Annotated in this window: 17 protein-coding genes and 1 pseudogene; 12 read left to right on the top strand and 6 right to left on the bottom strand. The window is 62.5% G+C overall.

Annotated elements, in window-relative coordinates; all coding sequences use genetic code 11:
- Positions 1-173 precede the first annotated feature (173 nt).
- Entirely contained in the window at positions 174-1,643 is a 1,470-nt protein-coding gene (locus tag ACP8LP_RS09055) for a DEAD/DEAH box helicase (RefSeq protein ID WP_138237669.1), read from the top strand.
- Positions 1,644-1,670: 27 nt separating this feature from the next.
- Here ACP8LP_RS09055 and ACP8LP_RS09050 read toward each other — a convergent pair whose 3' ends face one another.
- Positions 1,671-2,351 (bottom strand): HNH endonuclease family protein, encoded by a 681-nt coding sequence (locus ACP8LP_RS09050; protein WP_171023533.1) that lies wholly within the window; start codon positions 2,349-2,351, stop codon positions 1,671-1,673.
- A 187-nt stretch (positions 2,352-2,538) separates the two neighbouring features.
- Here ACP8LP_RS09050 and tsaE point away from each other — a divergent pair, with 187 nt between their 5' ends.
- From tsaE to ACP8LP_RS09020, 6 genes are all read left to right on the top strand, one after another.
- Complete coding sequence (gene tsaE, locus ACP8LP_RS09045) at positions 2,539-3,429, top strand: tRNA (adenosine(37)-N6)-threonylcarbamoyltransferase complex ATPase subunit type 1 TsaE (protein ID WP_334338538.1); 891 nt, start codon at positions 2,539-2,541, stop codon at positions 3,427-3,429.
- Positions 3,429-4,097, top strand: coding sequence for a tRNA (adenosine(37)-N6)-threonylcarbamoyltransferase complex dimerization subunit type 1 TsaB (gene tsaB, locus ACP8LP_RS09040; RefSeq protein WP_334353270.1), 669 nt, complete (start codon positions 3,429-3,431; stop codon positions 4,095-4,097). Before tsaE ends, tsaB begins: the two co-directional genes overlap by 1 nt.
- The gene (rimI, locus tag ACP8LP_RS09035) at positions 4,094-4,555 is read left to right on the top strand and encodes a ribosomal protein S18-alanine N-acetyltransferase (RefSeq protein ID WP_334353271.1); all 462 of its coding nucleotides are present in this window, start codon (positions 4,094-4,096) and stop codon (positions 4,553-4,555) included. Before tsaB ends, rimI begins: the two co-directional genes overlap by 4 nt.
- A complete protein-coding gene (tsaD, locus tag ACP8LP_RS09030; RefSeq protein WP_334353272.1) occupies positions 4,548-5,591 on the top strand; it encodes a tRNA (adenosine(37)-N6)-threonylcarbamoyltransferase complex transferase subunit TsaD in 1,044 nt (347 codons plus the stop codon). Before rimI ends, tsaD begins: the two co-directional genes overlap by 8 nt.
- A 118-nt stretch (positions 5,592-5,709) precedes the next feature.
- Positions 5,710-7,044 (top strand): C1 family peptidase, encoded by a 1,335-nt coding sequence (locus ACP8LP_RS09025; RefSeq protein ID WP_065673598.1) that lies wholly within the window; start codon positions 5,710-5,712, stop codon positions 7,042-7,044.
- Positions 7,045-7,743: 699 nt separating this feature from the next.
- Entirely contained in the window at positions 7,744-7,926 is a 183-nt protein-coding gene (locus ACP8LP_RS09020) for a hypothetical protein (RefSeq protein ID WP_081302671.1), read from the top strand.
- A gap of 63 nt (positions 7,927-7,989) precedes the next feature.
- On the opposite strand, the gene ACP8LP_RS09015 is transcribed toward ACP8LP_RS09020, so the two are convergent.
- From ACP8LP_RS09015 to ACP8LP_RS09005, 3 genes and pseudogenes are all read right to left on the bottom strand, one after another.
- Positions 7,990-8,730, bottom strand: coding sequence for an ABC transporter permease (locus ACP8LP_RS09015; protein WP_334353273.1), 741 nt, complete (start codon positions 8,728-8,730; stop codon positions 7,990-7,992).
- Positions 8,727-9,663, bottom strand: a pseudogene (locus ACP8LP_RS09010) (ABC transporter ATP-binding protein). The gene ACP8LP_RS09015 and the pseudogene ACP8LP_RS09010 overlap by 4 nt, the downstream one beginning before the upstream one ends.
- Before the next feature lie 34 nt (positions 9,664-9,697).
- Positions 9,698-10,222, bottom strand: a complete 525-nt coding sequence (locus ACP8LP_RS09005) for an EXLDI protein (RefSeq protein ID WP_036975464.1) — start codon at positions 10,220-10,222, stop codon at positions 9,698-9,700.
- A 666-nt stretch (positions 10,223-10,888) separates the two neighbouring features.
- Here ACP8LP_RS09005 and ACP8LP_RS09000 point away from each other — a divergent pair.
- Positions 10,889-11,371, top strand: a complete 483-nt coding sequence (locus tag ACP8LP_RS09000) for a hypothetical protein (protein WP_016666028.1) — start codon at positions 10,889-10,891, stop codon at positions 11,369-11,371.
- Between the two features lie 290 nt (positions 11,372-11,661).
- On the opposite strand, the gene ACP8LP_RS08995 is transcribed toward ACP8LP_RS09000, so the two are convergent.
- The gene (locus ACP8LP_RS08995) at positions 11,662-11,844 is read right to left on the bottom strand and encodes a hypothetical protein (protein WP_016666027.1); all 183 of its coding nucleotides are present in this window, start codon (positions 11,842-11,844) and stop codon (positions 11,662-11,664) included.
- Positions 11,845-12,303: 459 nt separating this feature from the next.
- On the opposite strand from ACP8LP_RS08995, the gene ACP8LP_RS08990 reads away from it, so the two are divergent.
- The 4 genes from ACP8LP_RS08990 (at position 12,304) to ACP8LP_RS08975 (ending at position 15,940) form a co-directional block, all read left to right on the top strand.
- A complete protein-coding gene (locus ACP8LP_RS08990) occupies positions 12,304-12,795 on the top strand; it encodes an NUDIX hydrolase (RefSeq protein ID WP_036975462.1) in 492 nt (163 codons plus the stop codon).
- Between the two features lie 124 nt (positions 12,796-12,919).
- Positions 12,920-14,089, top strand: coding sequence for an ABC transporter substrate-binding protein (locus tag ACP8LP_RS08985; RefSeq protein WP_479929172.1), 1,170 nt, complete (start codon positions 12,920-12,922; stop codon positions 14,087-14,089).
- 22 nt (positions 14,090-14,111) lie between these two features.
- Positions 14,112-15,191: a FecCD family ABC transporter permease gene (locus ACP8LP_RS08980; RefSeq protein ID WP_016666024.1), complete on the top strand. Its 1,080-nt coding sequence runs from the start codon at positions 14,112-14,114 to the stop codon at positions 15,189-15,191.
- Positions 15,188-15,940: an ABC transporter ATP-binding protein gene (locus ACP8LP_RS08975; protein WP_016666023.1), complete on the top strand. Its 753-nt coding sequence runs from the start codon at positions 15,188-15,190 to the stop codon at positions 15,938-15,940. The genes ACP8LP_RS08980 and ACP8LP_RS08975 overlap by 4 nt, the downstream gene beginning before the upstream one ends.
- 26 nt (positions 15,941-15,966) lie before the next feature.
- Here the strand turns inward: ACP8LP_RS08975 and ACP8LP_RS08970 are convergent, their stop codons facing one another.
- The gene (locus tag ACP8LP_RS08970; protein WP_036910165.1) at positions 15,967-16,392 is read right to left on the bottom strand and encodes a hypothetical protein; all 426 of its coding nucleotides are present in this window, start codon (positions 16,390-16,392) and stop codon (positions 15,967-15,969) included.
- Positions 16,393-16,447: the final 55 nt, after the last annotated feature.

Here is a 16,447-nt window from a genome sequence, read left to right as displayed (position 1 = left end):
ACGGAAACCGTGATGACCGCGGTTACCGCGGCGACCGCGACCGTCGGGACTTCCAGAAGAACCGCGACTTCCGCGAGGACCGTCGCCGCGACGACCGCTGGTCTGATCGCCGTGACGATCGTCGTCGCGAGGACCGCAGCGACTGGCACGCCGATCACGACGACGCCGACAACATGAATTGGAAGGCCACTGAGCTGACCGATCTGGACGTCTCCGGTATTGATCACGAGGGTGGATTCTCGGCCCTCGGTGTTCCTGACGAGATCGTCGCCGCCCTGGCCGCCACGGGCATCACCGAGCCCTTCCGGATCCAGATTGCCGCCATCCCGGACGCCATCGCCGGGCGTGACGTGCTGGGTCGTGCGTCGACGGGTTCGGGCAAGACCCTGGCCTTCGGCGTTCCGCTGCTGTCGCGTCTATCCACCGAGCCGCGCGAGGACAAGCGTCCGCGCGCCCTCATCCTCTCGCCCACCCGCGAACTGGCCATGCAGATCGCCGACGTGCTGTCGCCGCTGGCCTCGTCAATGGGTCTGTCCACCATCCTTATCGCCGGTGGCATGAGCTACGGCCCGCAGACCAAGGCCTTCAAGAAGGGTGTTGACCTCGTCGTCGCCACTCCGGGACGCCTCGTCGACCTGCTCGAGACCGGTGACGCCGACCTGTCCGGCGTCACCGTGACGGTCCTCGACGAGGCCGATCACATGGCCGAACTGGGATTCATGGAGGCGGTCGGGTCGATCCTCGACGCCGTCCCCTCCGAGGGCCAGCGCCTGCTGTTCTCGGCAACCCTCGACGGTGCCGTCAACAAGCTGGTCAAGCGCTACATGCACGACCCGGTCACCCATGAGATCGACCCCGACAAGGGATCGGTCTCGACGATGACCCACCACGCCTTCCAGATCAAACCGCACGAGAAGGTTGGGCTCATGTGCGAGATCACCAACCGCGACGGTCACACCATCGTCTTCGCCCGCACTCAGCGGGGCGCATCCCGGATGGCCGAGCAGATGCGTGAGGCCGGCGTCATGGCCGGTGCCCTACATGGTGGTCTGACCCAGGGTGCCCGTGCCCGCGTACTGGCGGCCTTCAAGGACGGCTCCCTGCCGGTCCTGGTCGCCACTGACGTCGCGGCCCGAGGCATTGACGTCGACGACGTCACCCTGGTGCTGCAGGTTGACCCGCCGATGAACTCCAAGGACTACCTGCACCGTTCCGGTCGTACTGCTCGCGCCGGGCACGACGGCGCCGTCGTCTCCCTCATCCTGCCGCACCAGCGCCGCAGCATGTCGCGTCTGTACCGTCAGGCCGGGGTCAAGCCGGTCGAGGCCCAGGTCATGATGGGTGACGACCACGTCGCCGAGGTCGCCGGTTGCGGCCCGGCCCTGGGCGCGCCGATCGACGAGAAAGACTACGAGGCCCTCGTCGCCCCCAAGCAGCAGCGCGGCAAGAAGTCCCGTGACGGCAAGCCCGGCCGTGGCAAGGGCGGACGCAACCGCGGTGGTCGCGGTTACGACCGGGATCGTCGCGGTGGTCGCGGCCATGATCGTGGACACGATTCTCGCGGTCACAACTCCCGTGGACATGACGGACGTCGTCGCGACATCGAGACCAGGTACGGTCGCTCCGGCAACGACACCTGGTGATCCGACGCCTAATGAATCGAGGCGGAGTCACCTCGCGGGCAACGGCTGGTTCGGGCACGTCGACAGTGCCCGAACCATCGCGTTGCGTTCCGCCGAGGTGACCCAGAGGTGATACTTCTTCTTCACCGCGATCTGACGAGACACGTAGTCACAGCGGTAGGACTTGTTCGGCGGTAGCCACGTCGCCGCATCCCCGGCTCCCTTCTGCTGGTTGGCCCGTCCCTCGACGGCCAGCAGGTTGAGGGGGTCGTTCGCGAGCGCCTGACGTCGGTCCATCGGCAACTGTTGGGCCCCGGTGACCCAGGCGTTTCCCAGCGCGACGACATGGTCGATCTGTACGACGGCCGATGTTTCGCGCCCACGTTTCCACCTGATCGTCCGGCCGGTGTAGGGATCGTGCAATTCCCCGGACACAACGCGGCACCGGCTGCCGGATTTCAGCTTCGCCCCGACGAGGTCGCGGGCCAGGGCGTCATCCCGGGTGCCGCAGCCGTTGTGCCCCCACGGGCTCGTCAGGACGGGGTCGGAGCTGTCGCTCCATGCCTGTCCGAACTGTTCGCGGGAGTACCCCGTCATGGGTGCGCGCCCTTTGACGGGAAGCTGTCCGAGAACTTCGGCCGCCTGTCCGTAGGCCGTCGATCCCTCGTGAGGAGCGGCCCGGCGATAGACGCCGATGAGAGCCAACGATGCGACGACGATCAGCACCAACCACTCCCACCGCCGACGAGTCCGCGTCGCCATGTCATCACCCTCACAATCTCGACAACCGGTGGCCTGACGCTACTCGCGACCACCGACTCAGCAGAAGGGTTAAGGCGAACACGTCTGCCACGCCTGGGTAGCGGCACCCGGACGACGAGAGCCCGGCGCGTTTCGCGGACTATCCTGATGCCTTGTGGATGAACAGACGAGCCCGCAGGACGTGACCCCGGAACTCGCGGTCGCAACTCCCGAGGAAGCCGCTGACTTGGCGCGCGCCCTCGACCTTGACGAGACGACCGTGTCCACTTGGTTGACCCGGGGCATCGGAATTACGGCACGCCGTGGTGCCGCGACCGCCGGCCTCGCCCATCTCGTCGACGACGGTGGTCATGCCGAGGTCGCTGATCTCGTCCTGGCCGCTCCCGACGACGACATCGCCGCGGCCCTCGTCCAGGGAGCCGAGCAGATCGCCACCGACCTGGAGTCGCGCATCCTCGTCGTCTCCTGCATGCAGTCCGCTCCCAGCCCCGCCTATCAGCGTGACGGTGACGACTGGGTGCGTGTGCTGCCCACCCGCCTCGTCGTCCCCACCACCGAGGCCATGCACTCCTTCGGCTCCACTCTGGCGACCGAGCTTCGCGCCGGTGACATCGTGTTGGCCTCCGGAGACCTAGGGGCCGGGAAAACCACCCTGGCCCAGGGGATCGGTCTGGGTCTGGGGGTCGAGGGGCCGGTCATTTCCCCAACCTTCGTGCTGGCCCGACGTCACGCCGGAGTTGACGGGCGCCCGGGACTCGTCCACGTTGACGCCTACCGTCTCGGGTCAGCCGCAGAACTGGTCGACCTGGACCTCGACGAGACCATGGACCGGGCCGTCACCTTGATCGAGTGGGGAGCCGGTATCGCCGAGGACCTCGGCGGCTCTCACCTCGACATCGACATTCGTCGCAGCGGGGATCCCGCCGACGAGACCCGCGTGGTCTACCTGGAAGGTTTCGGCCCCCGCTGGCAGGATGTCGACCTGTCGCCACTGTCCGAATTTCCCCTTGGTACCACCCCTGACGAGACCGGAGACAACATCTGATGAACACGATCGTTCTGGGAATCGACACCTCGACGGCCGTCAGCGTCGGTCTGGCGTGCGGGTCCGAGGTGCTCGTCAGCCTGCACCACGACGACCCTCGCGCCCACGCCGAGCAGCTCATGCCCCTCATCCACACCGCGTGTGAGCAGGCCGAGATCGCCCTGACCGACATCGGTGACGTGGCCATCGGCGTCGGCCCTGGCCCCTATACCGGACTGCGCGTCGGGGTGGCCACCGGGCGGGTACTCGCCCACCTGGCCGACCTCACCCCGCACCCGGTCTGCTCCCTCGACGTCCTGGCCCGTCAGTGGGCTGACGACGGCGTCGACGGCGAGTTCGTGGTGTGTACCGACGCCCGTCGTCACGAGCTGTACTGGGGTCGCTACGACGCCTCCGGCAACCGTCTCGACGGCCCCAACGTCACCCGGCCCGAGGAACTGCCCGAGGGTATTCCGGTCGGCGGTCCGGGATGCCCGGTTCGCGGTCTGACGCCCGCCCCCGGATCCCCAGAGCGTCTGGACGCCGGGGTGCTCGCCGCGTCCTGGCAGACCATGCCCGACGTCGGTCTGGAGCCGCTCTACCTGCGCGACCCCGACGCCACCGTCCCGACGACGCGCAAGGCCACCCTGACCCCGACTCGCCTGACCCTGCCCGGCATCAAGCGATGACCAGAGTCGCCAGCCCGGCCGATCTCGATGCCATCATGGCCGTTGAGCAGGCCAGCTTCGACACGTCCCGGCAGTGGTCCCGGACCTCTTGGGCCGAGGAGATATCGCCGGCCGACCACCGCCTCACGCTGGTCGCCGGGGAGGACGAGGTCGCGGCCGTCGCCACCTTTCACGGCTTCGACGTCGCCGACTTGGACCGGATCATGGTCACGCCCGCGGCACGGGGGCAAGGACTGGCCGTCGGACTGCTCTCCCGTGGCATCGACTGGGCACGCTCCCGGGGATGCCACACCATGATGCTTGAGGTGCGCCGCGACAACGACCCGGCCATCTCCCTGTACCAACGCTTCGGATTCGAGACGATTTCCCAGCGACCCAACTACTACGGCGGCGGGGTTGACGCCCTCGTCATGTCCGTCGACCTGCCCGCGACCACAACCGAGGAGAACCATGTCTGAACCGCTCATCCTGGGCATCGAGTCGTCCTGTGACGAGACCGGAGTCGGCATCGTCCGTGGCAATGACCTGCTCGCCAACGAGGTCGCATCCTCGATGGAGCAGCACGTGCGCTTCGGCGGGGTCGTCCCCGAGGTGGCGTCGCGTGCCCACCTGGAGGCGATCGTCCCGGTGCTGGAGAAGGCCACGGCCACCGCAGGGGTGGACCTGTCCGAGCTCGACGGCATCGCAGTGACAGCTGGTCCAGGTCTGGCCGGGGCTCTGGTCGTCGGCCTGTCGGCTGCCAAGGCGCTGGCAAGCTGGCTCAACAAGCCGCTCTACGGCGTCAACCACCTGGCCGGACACGTCGCCGTCGACCTGCTCGAGCACGGGGACCTGCCGATGCCCTGTGGCGCTCTGCTGGTCTCGGGCGGCCACACCAGCCTGCTGCGGGTCAATGGCATCGCGACCGACGTCGTCGAGGTGGGTTCGACGATTGACGACGCCGCTGGCGAGGCTTACGACAAGGTTGCCCGCGTCCTCGGCCTGCCCTACCCGGGAGGCCCCGTCATTGACAAGGCCGCCGCCGGGGGCGACCCCAACGCCATCCGCTTCCCGCGTGGGCTGACGGCCCGTCACGACATGGTCAAGCACCGCTTCGACTACTCCTTCTCCGGTCTCAAGACGGCGGTGAGTCGGTGGGTCGAGACCCAGCAGCGTGACGACGTCGAGTTCCGGGTGGCCGACGTCGCCGCCAGCTTCCAGGAGGCTGTTGCCGATGTGCTGACCGCCAAGGCCGTCGACATGTGCCAGGAGTACGACCTCAAGCACTTCCTCATCGGTGGGGGAGTGGCGGCCAACTCGCGGCTGCGCACCCTGCTCGCCGAGCGGATGGAGGCTGCTGGAGTCGAGCTGCGACGCCCGCGTCCGGGGCTGTGCACCGACAATGGGGCGATGATCGCTGCTCTCGGTGTGCAGGTCGTCAAGGCTGGCCTGCCGCCGTCGTCGATGGACATCTCCGCTGATTCCGGGCTGCCCATCGCGAAGGTGCTCGTCTGAGGTGGCATCGGGGGTGCGGACGCGACGCCGCTGGAGAACTGCTGGTCACAATCGGCTCGCAATGGGCCTCGCTGTGTCATCCTGTGAGGCATCAGTATTCGACAGGAATGGATGAGGAATGAGTGAACCCTTCGTTCTCGATGCCAGTTTCAGCGCATTTCGCGCCGAGTCCTTCGCCAACGACGTCACCGGGCGGCTGGTTCAGAATGCGGTGACCGGCACCGGAGCCGACACCGTCAGTCTGGATCGCACCGTGGTCAACGGCATCGACGAGACGACCTCCGAGCGCTTGGATTCCTGGAAGGTGACCGACCAGAAGCACTCCGGACGGTGCTGGGAATTCGCGGGGCTCAACGTCCTGCGTGCCAAGGTCATCGACGAGCTCAAGGTCGACGACCTCGAGTTCTCGCAGAATTACATCGCCTTCTTCGACAAGCTCGAGAAGGCCAACCACACCCTTGCTCGCGCCATCGCCACGGCATCGCGTGACGCTGACGAGGAAGAGGTGCGCGCCATCATGGACTACCCGGCCGAGGACGGCGGATGGTGGATGCAGTTCACCGACCTTGTCGCCAAGTACGGTGTGGTGCCCTCCTGGGTCATGCCCGACACCGAGTCGGCTGGCAACACCTTGCAGATGAACCGCGCCCTGTCGACGGTGCTGCGTCGAGCCATCGGAAAGATCCGCGACGCAGCCACCAATTCCGACGCCAATGAGGGAGCCTCTCAGATGGAGGCCGCCCGTGGCGAGGCCTTGGACGCTGTGTGGAAGATCCTCGCGATCCACCTCGGCACCCCGCCCACCAGTTTCACCTGGCAGTACCGTGACAAGGACAAGAACTTCCACCGCAAGGGCACCTACACCCCGCTGGAGTTCGCCCACGAGATCGTGCCGCAGGCTTTCGAGCCGTGGGTCAGCCTCGCCCATGACCCACGTGAGGAGCACCCGGTCGGTCGCACCTACGTCCACGAGCACACCCCGTACATGGAAGGTGGCACCCCGTACTGGCACCTGTCGGTAGAGCTGGACGTCATGAAGAAGGCGGTCATCGACTCCATCGCAGCAGGCGAGCCGGTCTGGTTCGCCTGCGACGTCAAGAAGCAGTTCGACAAGGACCTGGGCATCTGGGATGCGAAGCTGCATGACTACGAGGCCCTTTACGGCATCGACATGGAAATGTCCAAGGCCGAGCGGTTGCGCTTGCGCGAGTCTGGTGGCACCCACGCCATGACCGTTGTCGGTGTGGACCTCGTTGACGGTGTCCCGGTGCGCTGGCGGGTTGAGAACTCCTGGGGTGACGAGGTCGGCAAGAAGGGGTTCTTCACGATGAACGACTCGTGGTTCGACGAGTACGTCTACAACGTCATCGTGCCGCGCTCCCGGGTCTCCGAGGAGATCGCCAAGGCCTGTGACCAGGAGCCGATCGTCTTGCCCGAGCACGACATGATGTGAGTCCCCTGCCGACACGGATCTGCCCGCCCGTAGGAACGCGGGCGGGCAGATCCGTGTCGGCATTCCTTGTCGCGCGTGCAGAATCCGTCAAGTCGGGGAGACTCTGCCAGCCCGCTTATCTGGGGGACAGAAACGTCTCAGGTACGTGTCCCCTAGTCGTCAAGTTCATTAATGCCCCGCATCTGAGTCCACATACTAGCCAGCTTATAGCCCATGTTAGCTCCACGCTGAGCTGAACGGGACGGACGCCCGCTAGACGAACTCCGCATCGCAATCGTGACCTGGATTGACCCCGCCTACCACCGCCGACGACGCCAGAAGAGACTCGGACGGTTGATCTCCATCGAGCTCGAGATGATCATGAAAATCAGCAGCCACTCAGGTTGCATAACCACTGTCACCTGTTCTTCCAGCAGACCCGTACGAGAGCTCGACCGGGCGAGGATCAGGCGGTCAACACGTTGGCGTGGAGGCGCGCTCAATGGCTTCGATCGCTGATCCCGTTGTAAGGAGACAAGCGCCACATCCGAACCGTACCGCCGTCGGCCAGAGACTCATAGTGACCTTCCCAGTAGCCCGAGCTTTGGGCGAGCTGAGAATTTTGAATCCGCGAAGGCGATGCGTACGCTCCCATTCGAGCGGACCGCATGTTAACATCTCAAGTGGGTTCGCCCTCCCTTCCACTTCAAGGAGTTTGCCATAAAGCTCACCACCACTTCCTCCCTCGAGCACCGCGTCCGCACCACGCAGCTCGCCGTCACGTCCGCCTTCGGCGGTGCCAGCGCCAACGTCGACCTGCTAGCCCCGGGCGGCTCGACCTGCAGCAGCGCCGGCTCGTCCTCCTCGTGCTCGACCTGCGCCGTCATCGCTCCGGTGCGCTGAGCAGAAAGCCCGTCGAACTGACTTAGGTGTGCCGAGAACCCTCGGGTTCTCGGCACACCTATGTCAACGCCTCCAGTTGAACTCGCGGGTCGCCCATGCGAACGCGATAGCTGACATCAATAGTGCGATGATCCAGCTTAACGCGGCTGGCGCCACCACTCCCCTGGTGCTGAACTGTGCCCGGGCGCCCTGGACCAGGTACCAGAGTGGGTTGATGTGTGCAGTGACGACGATCCAGTGCGGTGCAAACGACATGGGCAGCATGATCCCGGACAGCAGGAGGATCGGCAGCAGGATGAGGTTGAAGATCGCGGACAACGCTCCTTCACTCTTGGTCTTGAGTGCCACGGCATAGGAGATTCCCGCGAACGTCGCACCCGTCCCCAGAACCGTTACGAAGTAGGTCATCAGCCCCCATGCGCTGGGTCTGGCCCCAAGGGCGAGGCTAATGAGGAAGATGACCAGTATCGGGGCCAATATCACCAGCACGTCACGTGAAATCCTGCCAGCCATCATGGTGCTTCCCTTGGCTGGAGTGCTCCAAATGCGTTCAAGGATCCCGAGGCGATATTCAAGGATGATCGTGAGTCCGACGAATGCCCCGATGGTCATCGCCATCTGGATCGACAGGCCTGTGACGTACATGGAGTACGCGGCAGCCCGGGTGACTCCTTGTGTCCTCATCGTGGAAACGAACAGGGGACCGAAGAGGGCGAGATAGACGAGAGGCTGCGCGAAGGTCAAGGTGAAGTCACGTCGCGCCCTCAGCGTCAACGTCAGGTAGCGTGAAAAACAGGCTTTCATGAAAGCTGCTCCTTCCCGGGGGTTGCCGTGATCGCCAAGAATGCCTCTTCAAGGGACGCATCACGGATGCCGATTGAAGTCATCTCGATGGCGTTGGTTGCAAGGATGTCACTGACCACGGCCGCGTCGCGGTTGGGGTGCTTTGACCGGATGCGGATCCGATCGTCGTCTTGCGTAGTGTCAGGGAAAGGATCGGTCAATAGATTGGTGGCGCGCTCGGTAATGCCTCCCCCAACGGTGACGACCACCTCTCCCAACGCGTATTGCTCGCGAATTGCTGCAGGGGAACCGCTGGCGACTATCGAGCCGTGGTTCAACACACTGACATTGGATAGATGGTCGGACACCTCGTCGATGTAGTGGGTCGTGATTAGGAAAGCGGCTCGGGTCTCGTGTCGAGCGGCCTGGACCGTCTGCCACAGAGACAGCCGGGTCGCAGGGTCGAGGCCCAGGGTCGGTTCGTCGAGTAAGACCACAGATGGATGCCCCACCAGTGCAAGACCAACCTCGACGACCCTCTTCTGGCCGCCGGAAAGTCGGCCAACATCCCAGTCCATGAGATAGCCACAGTTCAGCATCGCCGCAACGGCGTCGACGCTCGCGCGTGCCTGCCGGGCCGACTACCCGAAACATTGGGCATGGAAGGTCATCTCTTCCCGGCATGTGAGGCCGTATTGGAGTCCACCCTTCTGGGATACATAACCCAAGCAGGAACGCCCCTCAGATGATCCCCACACCACGTCACCGGAGTCAGCGGAGAGAAGACCGGCAACGATTCTGACGAGAGTAGTCTTCCCAGCCCCATTGGGTCCGAAAAAGGCCCATCATTTCACCGGGGTTGAGATCTAGGGAAACCCCGCATAGTGCCGGGATTTCATACCTGCCATGAACGACGTACTTCTTCGTGAGCTGCGCAATAGAGAGTGCTGGCACCGAGGATGCACGGTTTGCGATGGGCGAACACATGTCAGATGTCCAGAACTTCGAGAGGGGGGATGGAGAGGGCTGATTCAACGCGTTCAGCCAAAACAGCGTGTGCCTGACGCAGGTGCTCGGTATCGGGGTATACGACCAGCGTCTTGTCTCCAGTGGTCCAGAAGTCGCGGTCCCAGGTCTCGGGGTGTGACCAGATGTTCTCCTGGCTTGCGGTCCAGTCGGGTAGCTTCCTTTGAATCTTGGTGGCGACAGCCAGCTGGTTCTTGGCCGTCTGATAGACGGTGTCGATGCGGGTCCCTTCTGGAACTGGTTGCCTGACGCGAACCAGACGCCGTCCCATGAAGGTCGCCCGGTGGTCGGCGCCGTCAGTGCGCAGCGCGAGCTCGATCTCCTCGTAGCCCTCAGCCGCTCGCTGATGCTTCTTCACGTAGTCGCGGAGTGCCTCCGCGACGGCCGCCGACAGGCCGCCAGCGATCTCACTGGCTTCGGTGAATAGACTCACGTCGTCTTCTGACACGTACACGTTTCTACTGGGCATGTATATAATTATGCGCATATATGTAGCGTTCGTCAACCCTCTATCCACATAGAGATCGCTGAACGCTGAGCACCTATGGGCTCCTAGTGTCGCGGGTGTTCGGGAGACGTCAGGGGAGATGGAACATGGCATCTACACCTAGCGGGTTACGCAAGGCCAGCTCGGCCGTGACCTCGTATCGAGCACAGAGTCCGGGGACGGAGGGGGTGGGATTCAGGACCCATCAGTTCCGCTGTGACAACACGGATGGACAGGGGCTATCCAGCGCGGCAGCTGACTTCCTCCTGGCTTCCCGGATCGGTCGGGGTGACATGGAATTCAATGTCTCGGTCGGTGACTACTTCGTTGATCCGATGATCGTCACGTACGGCGAGATGGATCGCGACTCACTAGTCGATGAGGGGATTGGCCTTCCCCAGTCCAGCAAGTTGCGCGTCCCGCTGGAACAGGTGATTGCCCGCCGCCGCAGTGGTTCGCCCTTACCTTCTTCGGGGCCGCTCTGTTCGCCTGTAACCATTCAGTCTTCGGAAGGGGACAAATCTTGGCGAAGGTGCCGCTCGCAGCGTTAGGAACCGTCCTGTTTCTCTACTGGGGCCTCTGGGCCTGCGTAATGGCCCATATCGTCTACAACGCTCAGTACTGGTGGAACAGGAACTCGACTCATCGGCGCAGGACACCAAGCGCATGATCAATACCGTGATAGTCGTGACCCTCTACGTCGGCTACTACTTCGTTTCTAAACCGTTCCTCCGCAAGCTGTCCAGCAGCGCAGCCCGGTCAAGTCTTCCAATCCTCACGAGCGCGACTATCGCCGAACGCCAAGCAACATTCCAGATGTCCTTGGTGGTGGCTGCTCACCTCATCATGGTGTGCATCTTGTCTTTCTTGGTCTTGCCTCCGCAGTGGTGGCTCCACCAAACAAGTCACTTGGGATTCCAGAGCGTCGCTGTGCTACTCGCCATGCTTCTGGGGATTGGAGAATCCGTTGCTTCAGGAGTCCTCGCGGAGATGCTTTACGGTTTGCTCGGTTGGATCGATAGACGCCGCGAACAGCTGGTCCGCCCATCGCGCTTGGCAGCCGACATGGTGGAAGCCAGTGCTGGCGGCTGGATGAAGACGATCCGTGGGGCGGTTGAAGCCAACTTGATCATGGGGGGACCCCGCTGACTATGCAGTTGGCCTGCGAAGAGATCATTTTCCGATTCATCTTCCCCCGCTGCCTGCCGGGGCACATGTGGACCGCTGGGGCCCCATTTCATCATCATGCAGTTCAGCGGTTTGAAGCGACCGATCGGAGGAGCCTTCGCAGCGGTTGGAGCGATCGTGATGGCGGTCAGCCAAGGATACCTCGCGGCCCGATCAGACGTTCTGATCCCCCTCGTCGCGGCCCACTTGGCTATGTTCCTCAGCTCACGCGCCCTGTCCAACAAGTGAGGGGGTCGAAGGACCCAGTCTAGTCAGTTGCCCGGTTGCGCCACGACGGCACAGGTTGAGCAGGAGCAGCACGAGCCGGAGCTAGAGCTGGTGGACCCGCCGGGAGCGAGCATGTCCACTTGGGAATCGATTCCCAAGGTGTTGCTCATGGCGGTCTGTACGGTGCGAACCCGATGGTCGTTGGCGGTCGTGACGGTGATCTGCATGATCGCAATCCCTTCTCTCGTTGAAAATGCCGCCAATGACAACGTAGCAGCCGAAAGCTTCAGCTCCCAGAGCCTCATTCATTTCACATGGCCCGTGGCACCTTCTGATGAGGTAGCAGGACTTGGCAAACAGGGAACTAGAGAAATCACCTACTAATTAAGCGGCGAGGTCATTGCGGTGGTTCTGGGATGTGCGCTCCTGAGCAGGGCGGCGAGGGACCCCTGTCGACCCGTTGTGCGGCCTGAACATGGACAAGGGCTCCAGACCTATCGCCCGCCATCGCCCGGCAGTCAGACACACAGCACCATTTAACGCGTGACCCACGACTTGCCGGACCGGTTACAAGGACGCGCAGCCATGTAGACATCAAGCACCAAAGACCCCAGATAAGCTTCTGTGACTTGTCGAGGCTGCTTTTCGCTTACTATCCATTTCCGTCCCTTTGAGAGGATGTCTACATGATGACCCCGATCCTCACCACCCTTGGCTTCGTCATGCACCCTGACGGAGAGCGCGTCCTCATGGTGCATCGCATCGCACGTCCTGGCGACGAGCAGCTCGGCAAGTACAACGGGCTGGGAGGCAAGGTGGAACCGGGGGAGGATGTCGTCGCTGGCATGAAGCGCGAATTGCGCGAGGAGGCTGCGATCGAGGTTGACGCCATGCGCCTACGTGGCACCGTCTCGTGGCCGGGGTTCGGGCGGCACGGAGAGGACCATTTCGGCTTCATCTTCGTCGTCGACGCATGGCATCCCATTGCCGACGCCATCCCCGACGCGAACGAGGAAGGTCCGCTGACCTGGGAACGCATCGGCTCCCTCGACGAGCTACCGATGTGGGAGGGGGACCGGTACTTTCTGCCGCTGGTTTTTGATCCTGATGTTCCGCAGTTCCACGGCTGTCTGCCCTATCACGATGGTCGACCGACCGGGTGGTCATACTCGGTGTAAACCTTTGACGCTGGGGGCTTCGTGGATGCGCGGCGTCATGCTTGCACCAAGGCTTAGGTAAAGCTAACCTTAGGCTCACTTTGTATTGACGCTGTACGCCCCCACGGGAAGGCCCGCCACCATCATGAATGTCACAAGAACTCTCGGCGCCATTGCCACGATTGCTCTTACGTTAGGTCTTGGTGCCTGCGCCGGTGGTGTCCAGGAGAAGGCGTCGAGTGGCCATACTCCCGCTCTGAGTGTCACCGATGTTGCAGGGCGCACGGTTTCCTTTGACGCCCAACCTAAGCGCATTCTTTTGGCTGAGGGGCGCGCGCTGATGGCCACCAGTGTCCTGAACAAGGAGAATCCGGCCAAGGATGTGGTAGCCATCGGCGCTGATTTACACAAGGCGGCGCCCAGCTTCGAATCTGCATTGCGTCAGGCCCGCCCACAGGTGAGCAAACTTCCGATGATTGGCAGTATCGCGAAGGGGGACGTCACTGTGGAGAATATGCTGTCGTTCAAGCCCGATGCGGTGGTCATGACTCTGGACCAGAAAGAGGCTGCGGAGAAGGCTGGATTTCTTCAGAAAATGGACCAAGCCAAGCTTCCCCATGTTTTCATCGACTTCCGCAGGAAGCCTCTAGAAAACACCACGAAATCGATGGCGACACTCGGTAAAATCTTTGGTGGAAAGGCTATTTCCCGAGCTAATGAATTCAATAAATTCTATCAATCAAAGGTTGATGACGTGTCACGAAGAGTCTCCCGGGAAAGTGACAAACCTCGCACATTTCTGTGGCGTGCTGCCGGGCTTAAGGACTGTTGCTCCACCTATGCGAATCTCAATCTGGGCGCCGTCATCACCGCTGCCGGAGGCCACAACCTTGGGGTGGACCTCCTCCGGACATCTGCAGGTGACGTCACCCCAGAGAAGATTGTGGCAACCCAACCCGAACACATCATCGCCACCGGTGGTTCGTGGGCTAAGGATTCGAAGAAACCGGAGTCGGTTCCTCACGTCGAACTTGGATATAACGTCACTGATGACGATGCACAGAGGACCTTGGCTGGCCTGCTCAAGACCCCGGGATTTTCCTTACTCAAGGCCCCGAAGGACGGAAAGTTGCATGCCGTCTATCATCAGTTCTACGACTCTCCCTTTAATGTTTTCGCACTTGAGCAGTTCGCGGCATGGCAACATCCGAAACAATTCAAGGGTGTCGACCTAACGAAGGATTTCGCTAAATTCCATGAGGACTACTTGCCTTTTGGCTACCGCGGCGTGTTTTTCGTCACGCTGAAGAAGTGAATCCGACGTGAGTAACACTGACATGTCCCTTGCCCGGGAGGATCCTGCCACCGGAATGGTGGCTGTGGTGAGGGGATACTACCGGCGTGCCCGTTGGAAGCGCTGGGCCATTGTCCTGCTTTCGGTCATTGCGGTGGCTGCTTTCCTAGTCACCATCGTGGTTGGCCCCGTGGACATCACTCTTCCCCAGCTGCTGAGAGCACTGGTCAATCCCTCCACGGTGGATGCTCAGACCAGAATGGTGCTGTGGCAATTGCGCATTCCGTCGTCGGTGATGGCGGTACTCATTGGGGTGTGCCTTTCGCTCGCAGGCGCGCACATGCAGACCATCCTGGACAACCCGCTGGCAGAACCTTTCACGTTAGGGATCTCTGCAGCAGCGGCTTTTGGGGCGGCCGCCTCTATCGTCTTGGGGTGGACGATCATTCCCAATTCCCAATTCAACGTGGCGGTCTGCGCAGCAGTGGCATCCCTTGTTGCGGTTGCCATTGTTGCCGCTGTCTCACGCCGCCGTGAAGATGGCCGGGAGTCCATGATCCTACTTGGTATCGCCCTGGTATTCGGATTCCATGCGCTCCTGGCGCTCTTGCAGTACCGAGCCACCCCGGAGGCCCTCCAACAGATCGTCTTCTGGACGATGGGCTCCCTTCAACGGGCTACGTGGACTTCGAATGCCATCATCGCCGCCGTCCTGGCTATCGCTATTCCCATCACGATCAGGCATTCGGGGCAGCTGACCGCGTTGAGACTCGGAGATGAACGTGCTGCCGCCATGGGGGTGAATGTGCCCCGGCTGAGGTCGCGAATCCTTATTCTGGCGTCACTGCTGGCAGCAGTTACCGTCGCCTTTGCTGGGGTCATCGGATTCGTCGGTCTGGTCGGTCCCCATGTCGCCCGCATCCTGGTTGGCGAGGAGCAGCGATACTTCGCGCCTGCCTCCGCAGCTACTGGGGCCTTCCTACTAGCCACCGCCCATGCCCTGTCGATCACCATCATCCCTGGGGTGGCGATACCTATTGGGATCATCACCGCGCTAGTGGGGGTGCCAGTATTCGTTTCCCTCATCCTCACTCGGCATCGTGTCTTCGGAGGGGCATCGTGAACATCCGCCTGTCTAACCTGCACTTGTCTTACGGGCAGCGTCACGTACTCGACGGGGTGAGCCTCGGTCCGCTGGAGCGGGGGACGGTCACTGGGCTGCTCGGACCCAACGGAGCGGGAAAATCCACGCTCATCAAGGCGATCGCCGGGCTGAAGACCCCTACCTCGGGAGAGGTGATCATCAGCGATGACGATGGCCATGTCAGCGGAGCCCAACTGCGCGACGTCGTGGGTTACCTACCCCAGGACGTGCTTGCCACCGCATCCCTGACCGTCCTTGAGTCGGTCCTGACCTCGGCTCGCAGCAGGAGCAAAGCGACGGTGGAACGTGCTGCTCATGTCTTGGAGCGCGTCGGTATTGCCCATATCGCCCACCGCTTCATTTCCCAGCTGTCTGGCGGACAACGGCAATTGGTGGCGTTGGCGCAGATGGTAGTTCGAGATCCTCAGGTCTTGCTGCTCGACGAGCCCACCTCTGCATTAGATCTGCACAATCAGATCGAGGTGTTGCGCCTAGTGCGCAGAGCCGTTGAAAGCGGGCACAGGATGGCAATCGTCGCCCTCCACGACCTGAATCTGGCTGCCTGTTATTGTGACCGCCTGGTGTTGTTACACGAGGGCGGGGTGCATGCCGAAGGATCACCCTCGGAAGTCCTCACCCCGGACGTGTTGGAGCGCGTCTATGGGTTCCGTGCCCGGGTGCTCAGCGACGACGGCATCCCCGTCGTTCGTCCAGTGGTAACCGCGTAATCCGTCAATTGCGGGCGTTATCTTGGTCAGCCAGCCAGCCCGACGACCCACAGGCTCAGGCAGATGATCGGGGCGAACCAACGGGAACTCCACGCTCCGTAGTGGGTTTCGGTGAACATGCTGTCTGCACGTGGATTGGCCCCCGGCAGGCTGTACGGAGCAATGGCCGTCAGTGCCAAGCTCACGGGCAGCAGGATCGAGAACGACATGGGCGTCGTCACGATCGGCGTCGCCGCCAGAATTCCGAAGGCGATGATGCCGCACAGGCCCAGCATCAGGGTCACCGCAGTGACGACGTCCTGCCCGCTACCGTCCGGTTTCACGAAGGACTCCGCGAAGGTCAGCAGGCCAGGAATCACGATGACTGCGACGAAAAGGAGCACCCAGCTGACATTGGTGTGGGCATCCATGTTGAGGGGTTCCGTGCGCGACGCATAGTAGGTCGTCGCCATGGCTCCGAGCTGGAAGGCTGAACCGATGAAGTGATGGACGTACCACCCTGCAGAA

It is taken from the genome of Cutibacterium sp. LaCa_89 (genome assembly GCF_058177555.1).
The sequence above is the reverse complement of the archived record's forward strand: the minus strand, read 5'-3'. Positions and strand labels throughout refer to the sequence as shown.

What these genes read in the sequence shown, in the direction of transcription:
- ACP8LP_RS09055 (WP_138237669.1), top strand. Translation starts at nt 174, where the DNA reads ATGAATTGGAAGGCCACTGAGCTGACCGATCTGGACGTCTCCGGTATT.
- tsaB (WP_334353270.1), top strand. Translation starts at nt 3,429, where the DNA reads ATGAACACGATCGTTCTGGGAATCGACACCTCGACGGCCGTCAGCGTC.
- rimI (WP_334353271.1), top strand. Translation starts at nt 4,094, where the DNA reads ATGACCAGAGTCGCCAGCCCGGCCGATCTCGATGCCATCATGGCCGTT.
- tsaD (WP_334353272.1), top strand. Translation starts at nt 4,548, where the DNA reads ATGTCTGAACCGCTCATCCTGGGCATCGAGTCGTCCTGTGACGAGACC.
- ACP8LP_RS09025 (WP_065673598.1), top strand. Translation starts at nt 5,710, where the DNA reads ATGAGTGAACCCTTCGTTCTCGATGCCAGTTTCAGCGCATTTCGCGCC.
- ACP8LP_RS09015 (WP_334353273.1), bottom strand. Translation starts at nt 8,730, where the DNA reads ATGAAAGCCTGTTTTTCACGCTACCTGACGTTGACGCTGAGGGCGCGA.
- ACP8LP_RS09005 (WP_036975464.1), bottom strand. Translation starts at nt 10,222, where the DNA reads ATGCGCATAATTATATACATGCCCAGTAGAAACGTGTACGTGTCAGAA.
- ACP8LP_RS09000 (WP_016666028.1), top strand. Translation starts at nt 10,889, where the DNA reads ATGATCAATACCGTGATAGTCGTGACCCTCTACGTCGGCTACTACTTC.
- ACP8LP_RS08995 (WP_016666027.1), bottom strand. Translation starts at nt 11,844, where the DNA reads ATGCAGATCACCGTCACGACCGCCAACGACCATCGGGTTCGCACCGTA.
- ACP8LP_RS08990 (WP_036975462.1), top strand. Translation starts at nt 12,304, where the DNA reads ATGATGACCCCGATCCTCACCACCCTTGGCTTCGTCATGCACCCTGAC.
- ACP8LP_RS08985 (WP_479929172.1), top strand. Translation starts at nt 12,920, where the DNA reads ATGAATGTCACAAGAACTCTCGGCGCCATTGCCACGATTGCTCTTACG.
- ACP8LP_RS08980 (WP_016666024.1), top strand. Translation starts at nt 14,112, where the DNA reads ATGTCCCTTGCCCGGGAGGATCCTGCCACCGGAATGGTGGCTGTGGTG.
- ACP8LP_RS08970 (WP_036910165.1), bottom strand. Translation starts at nt 16,392, where the DNA reads ATGGCGACGACCTACTATGCGTCGCGCACGGAACCCCTCAACATGGAT.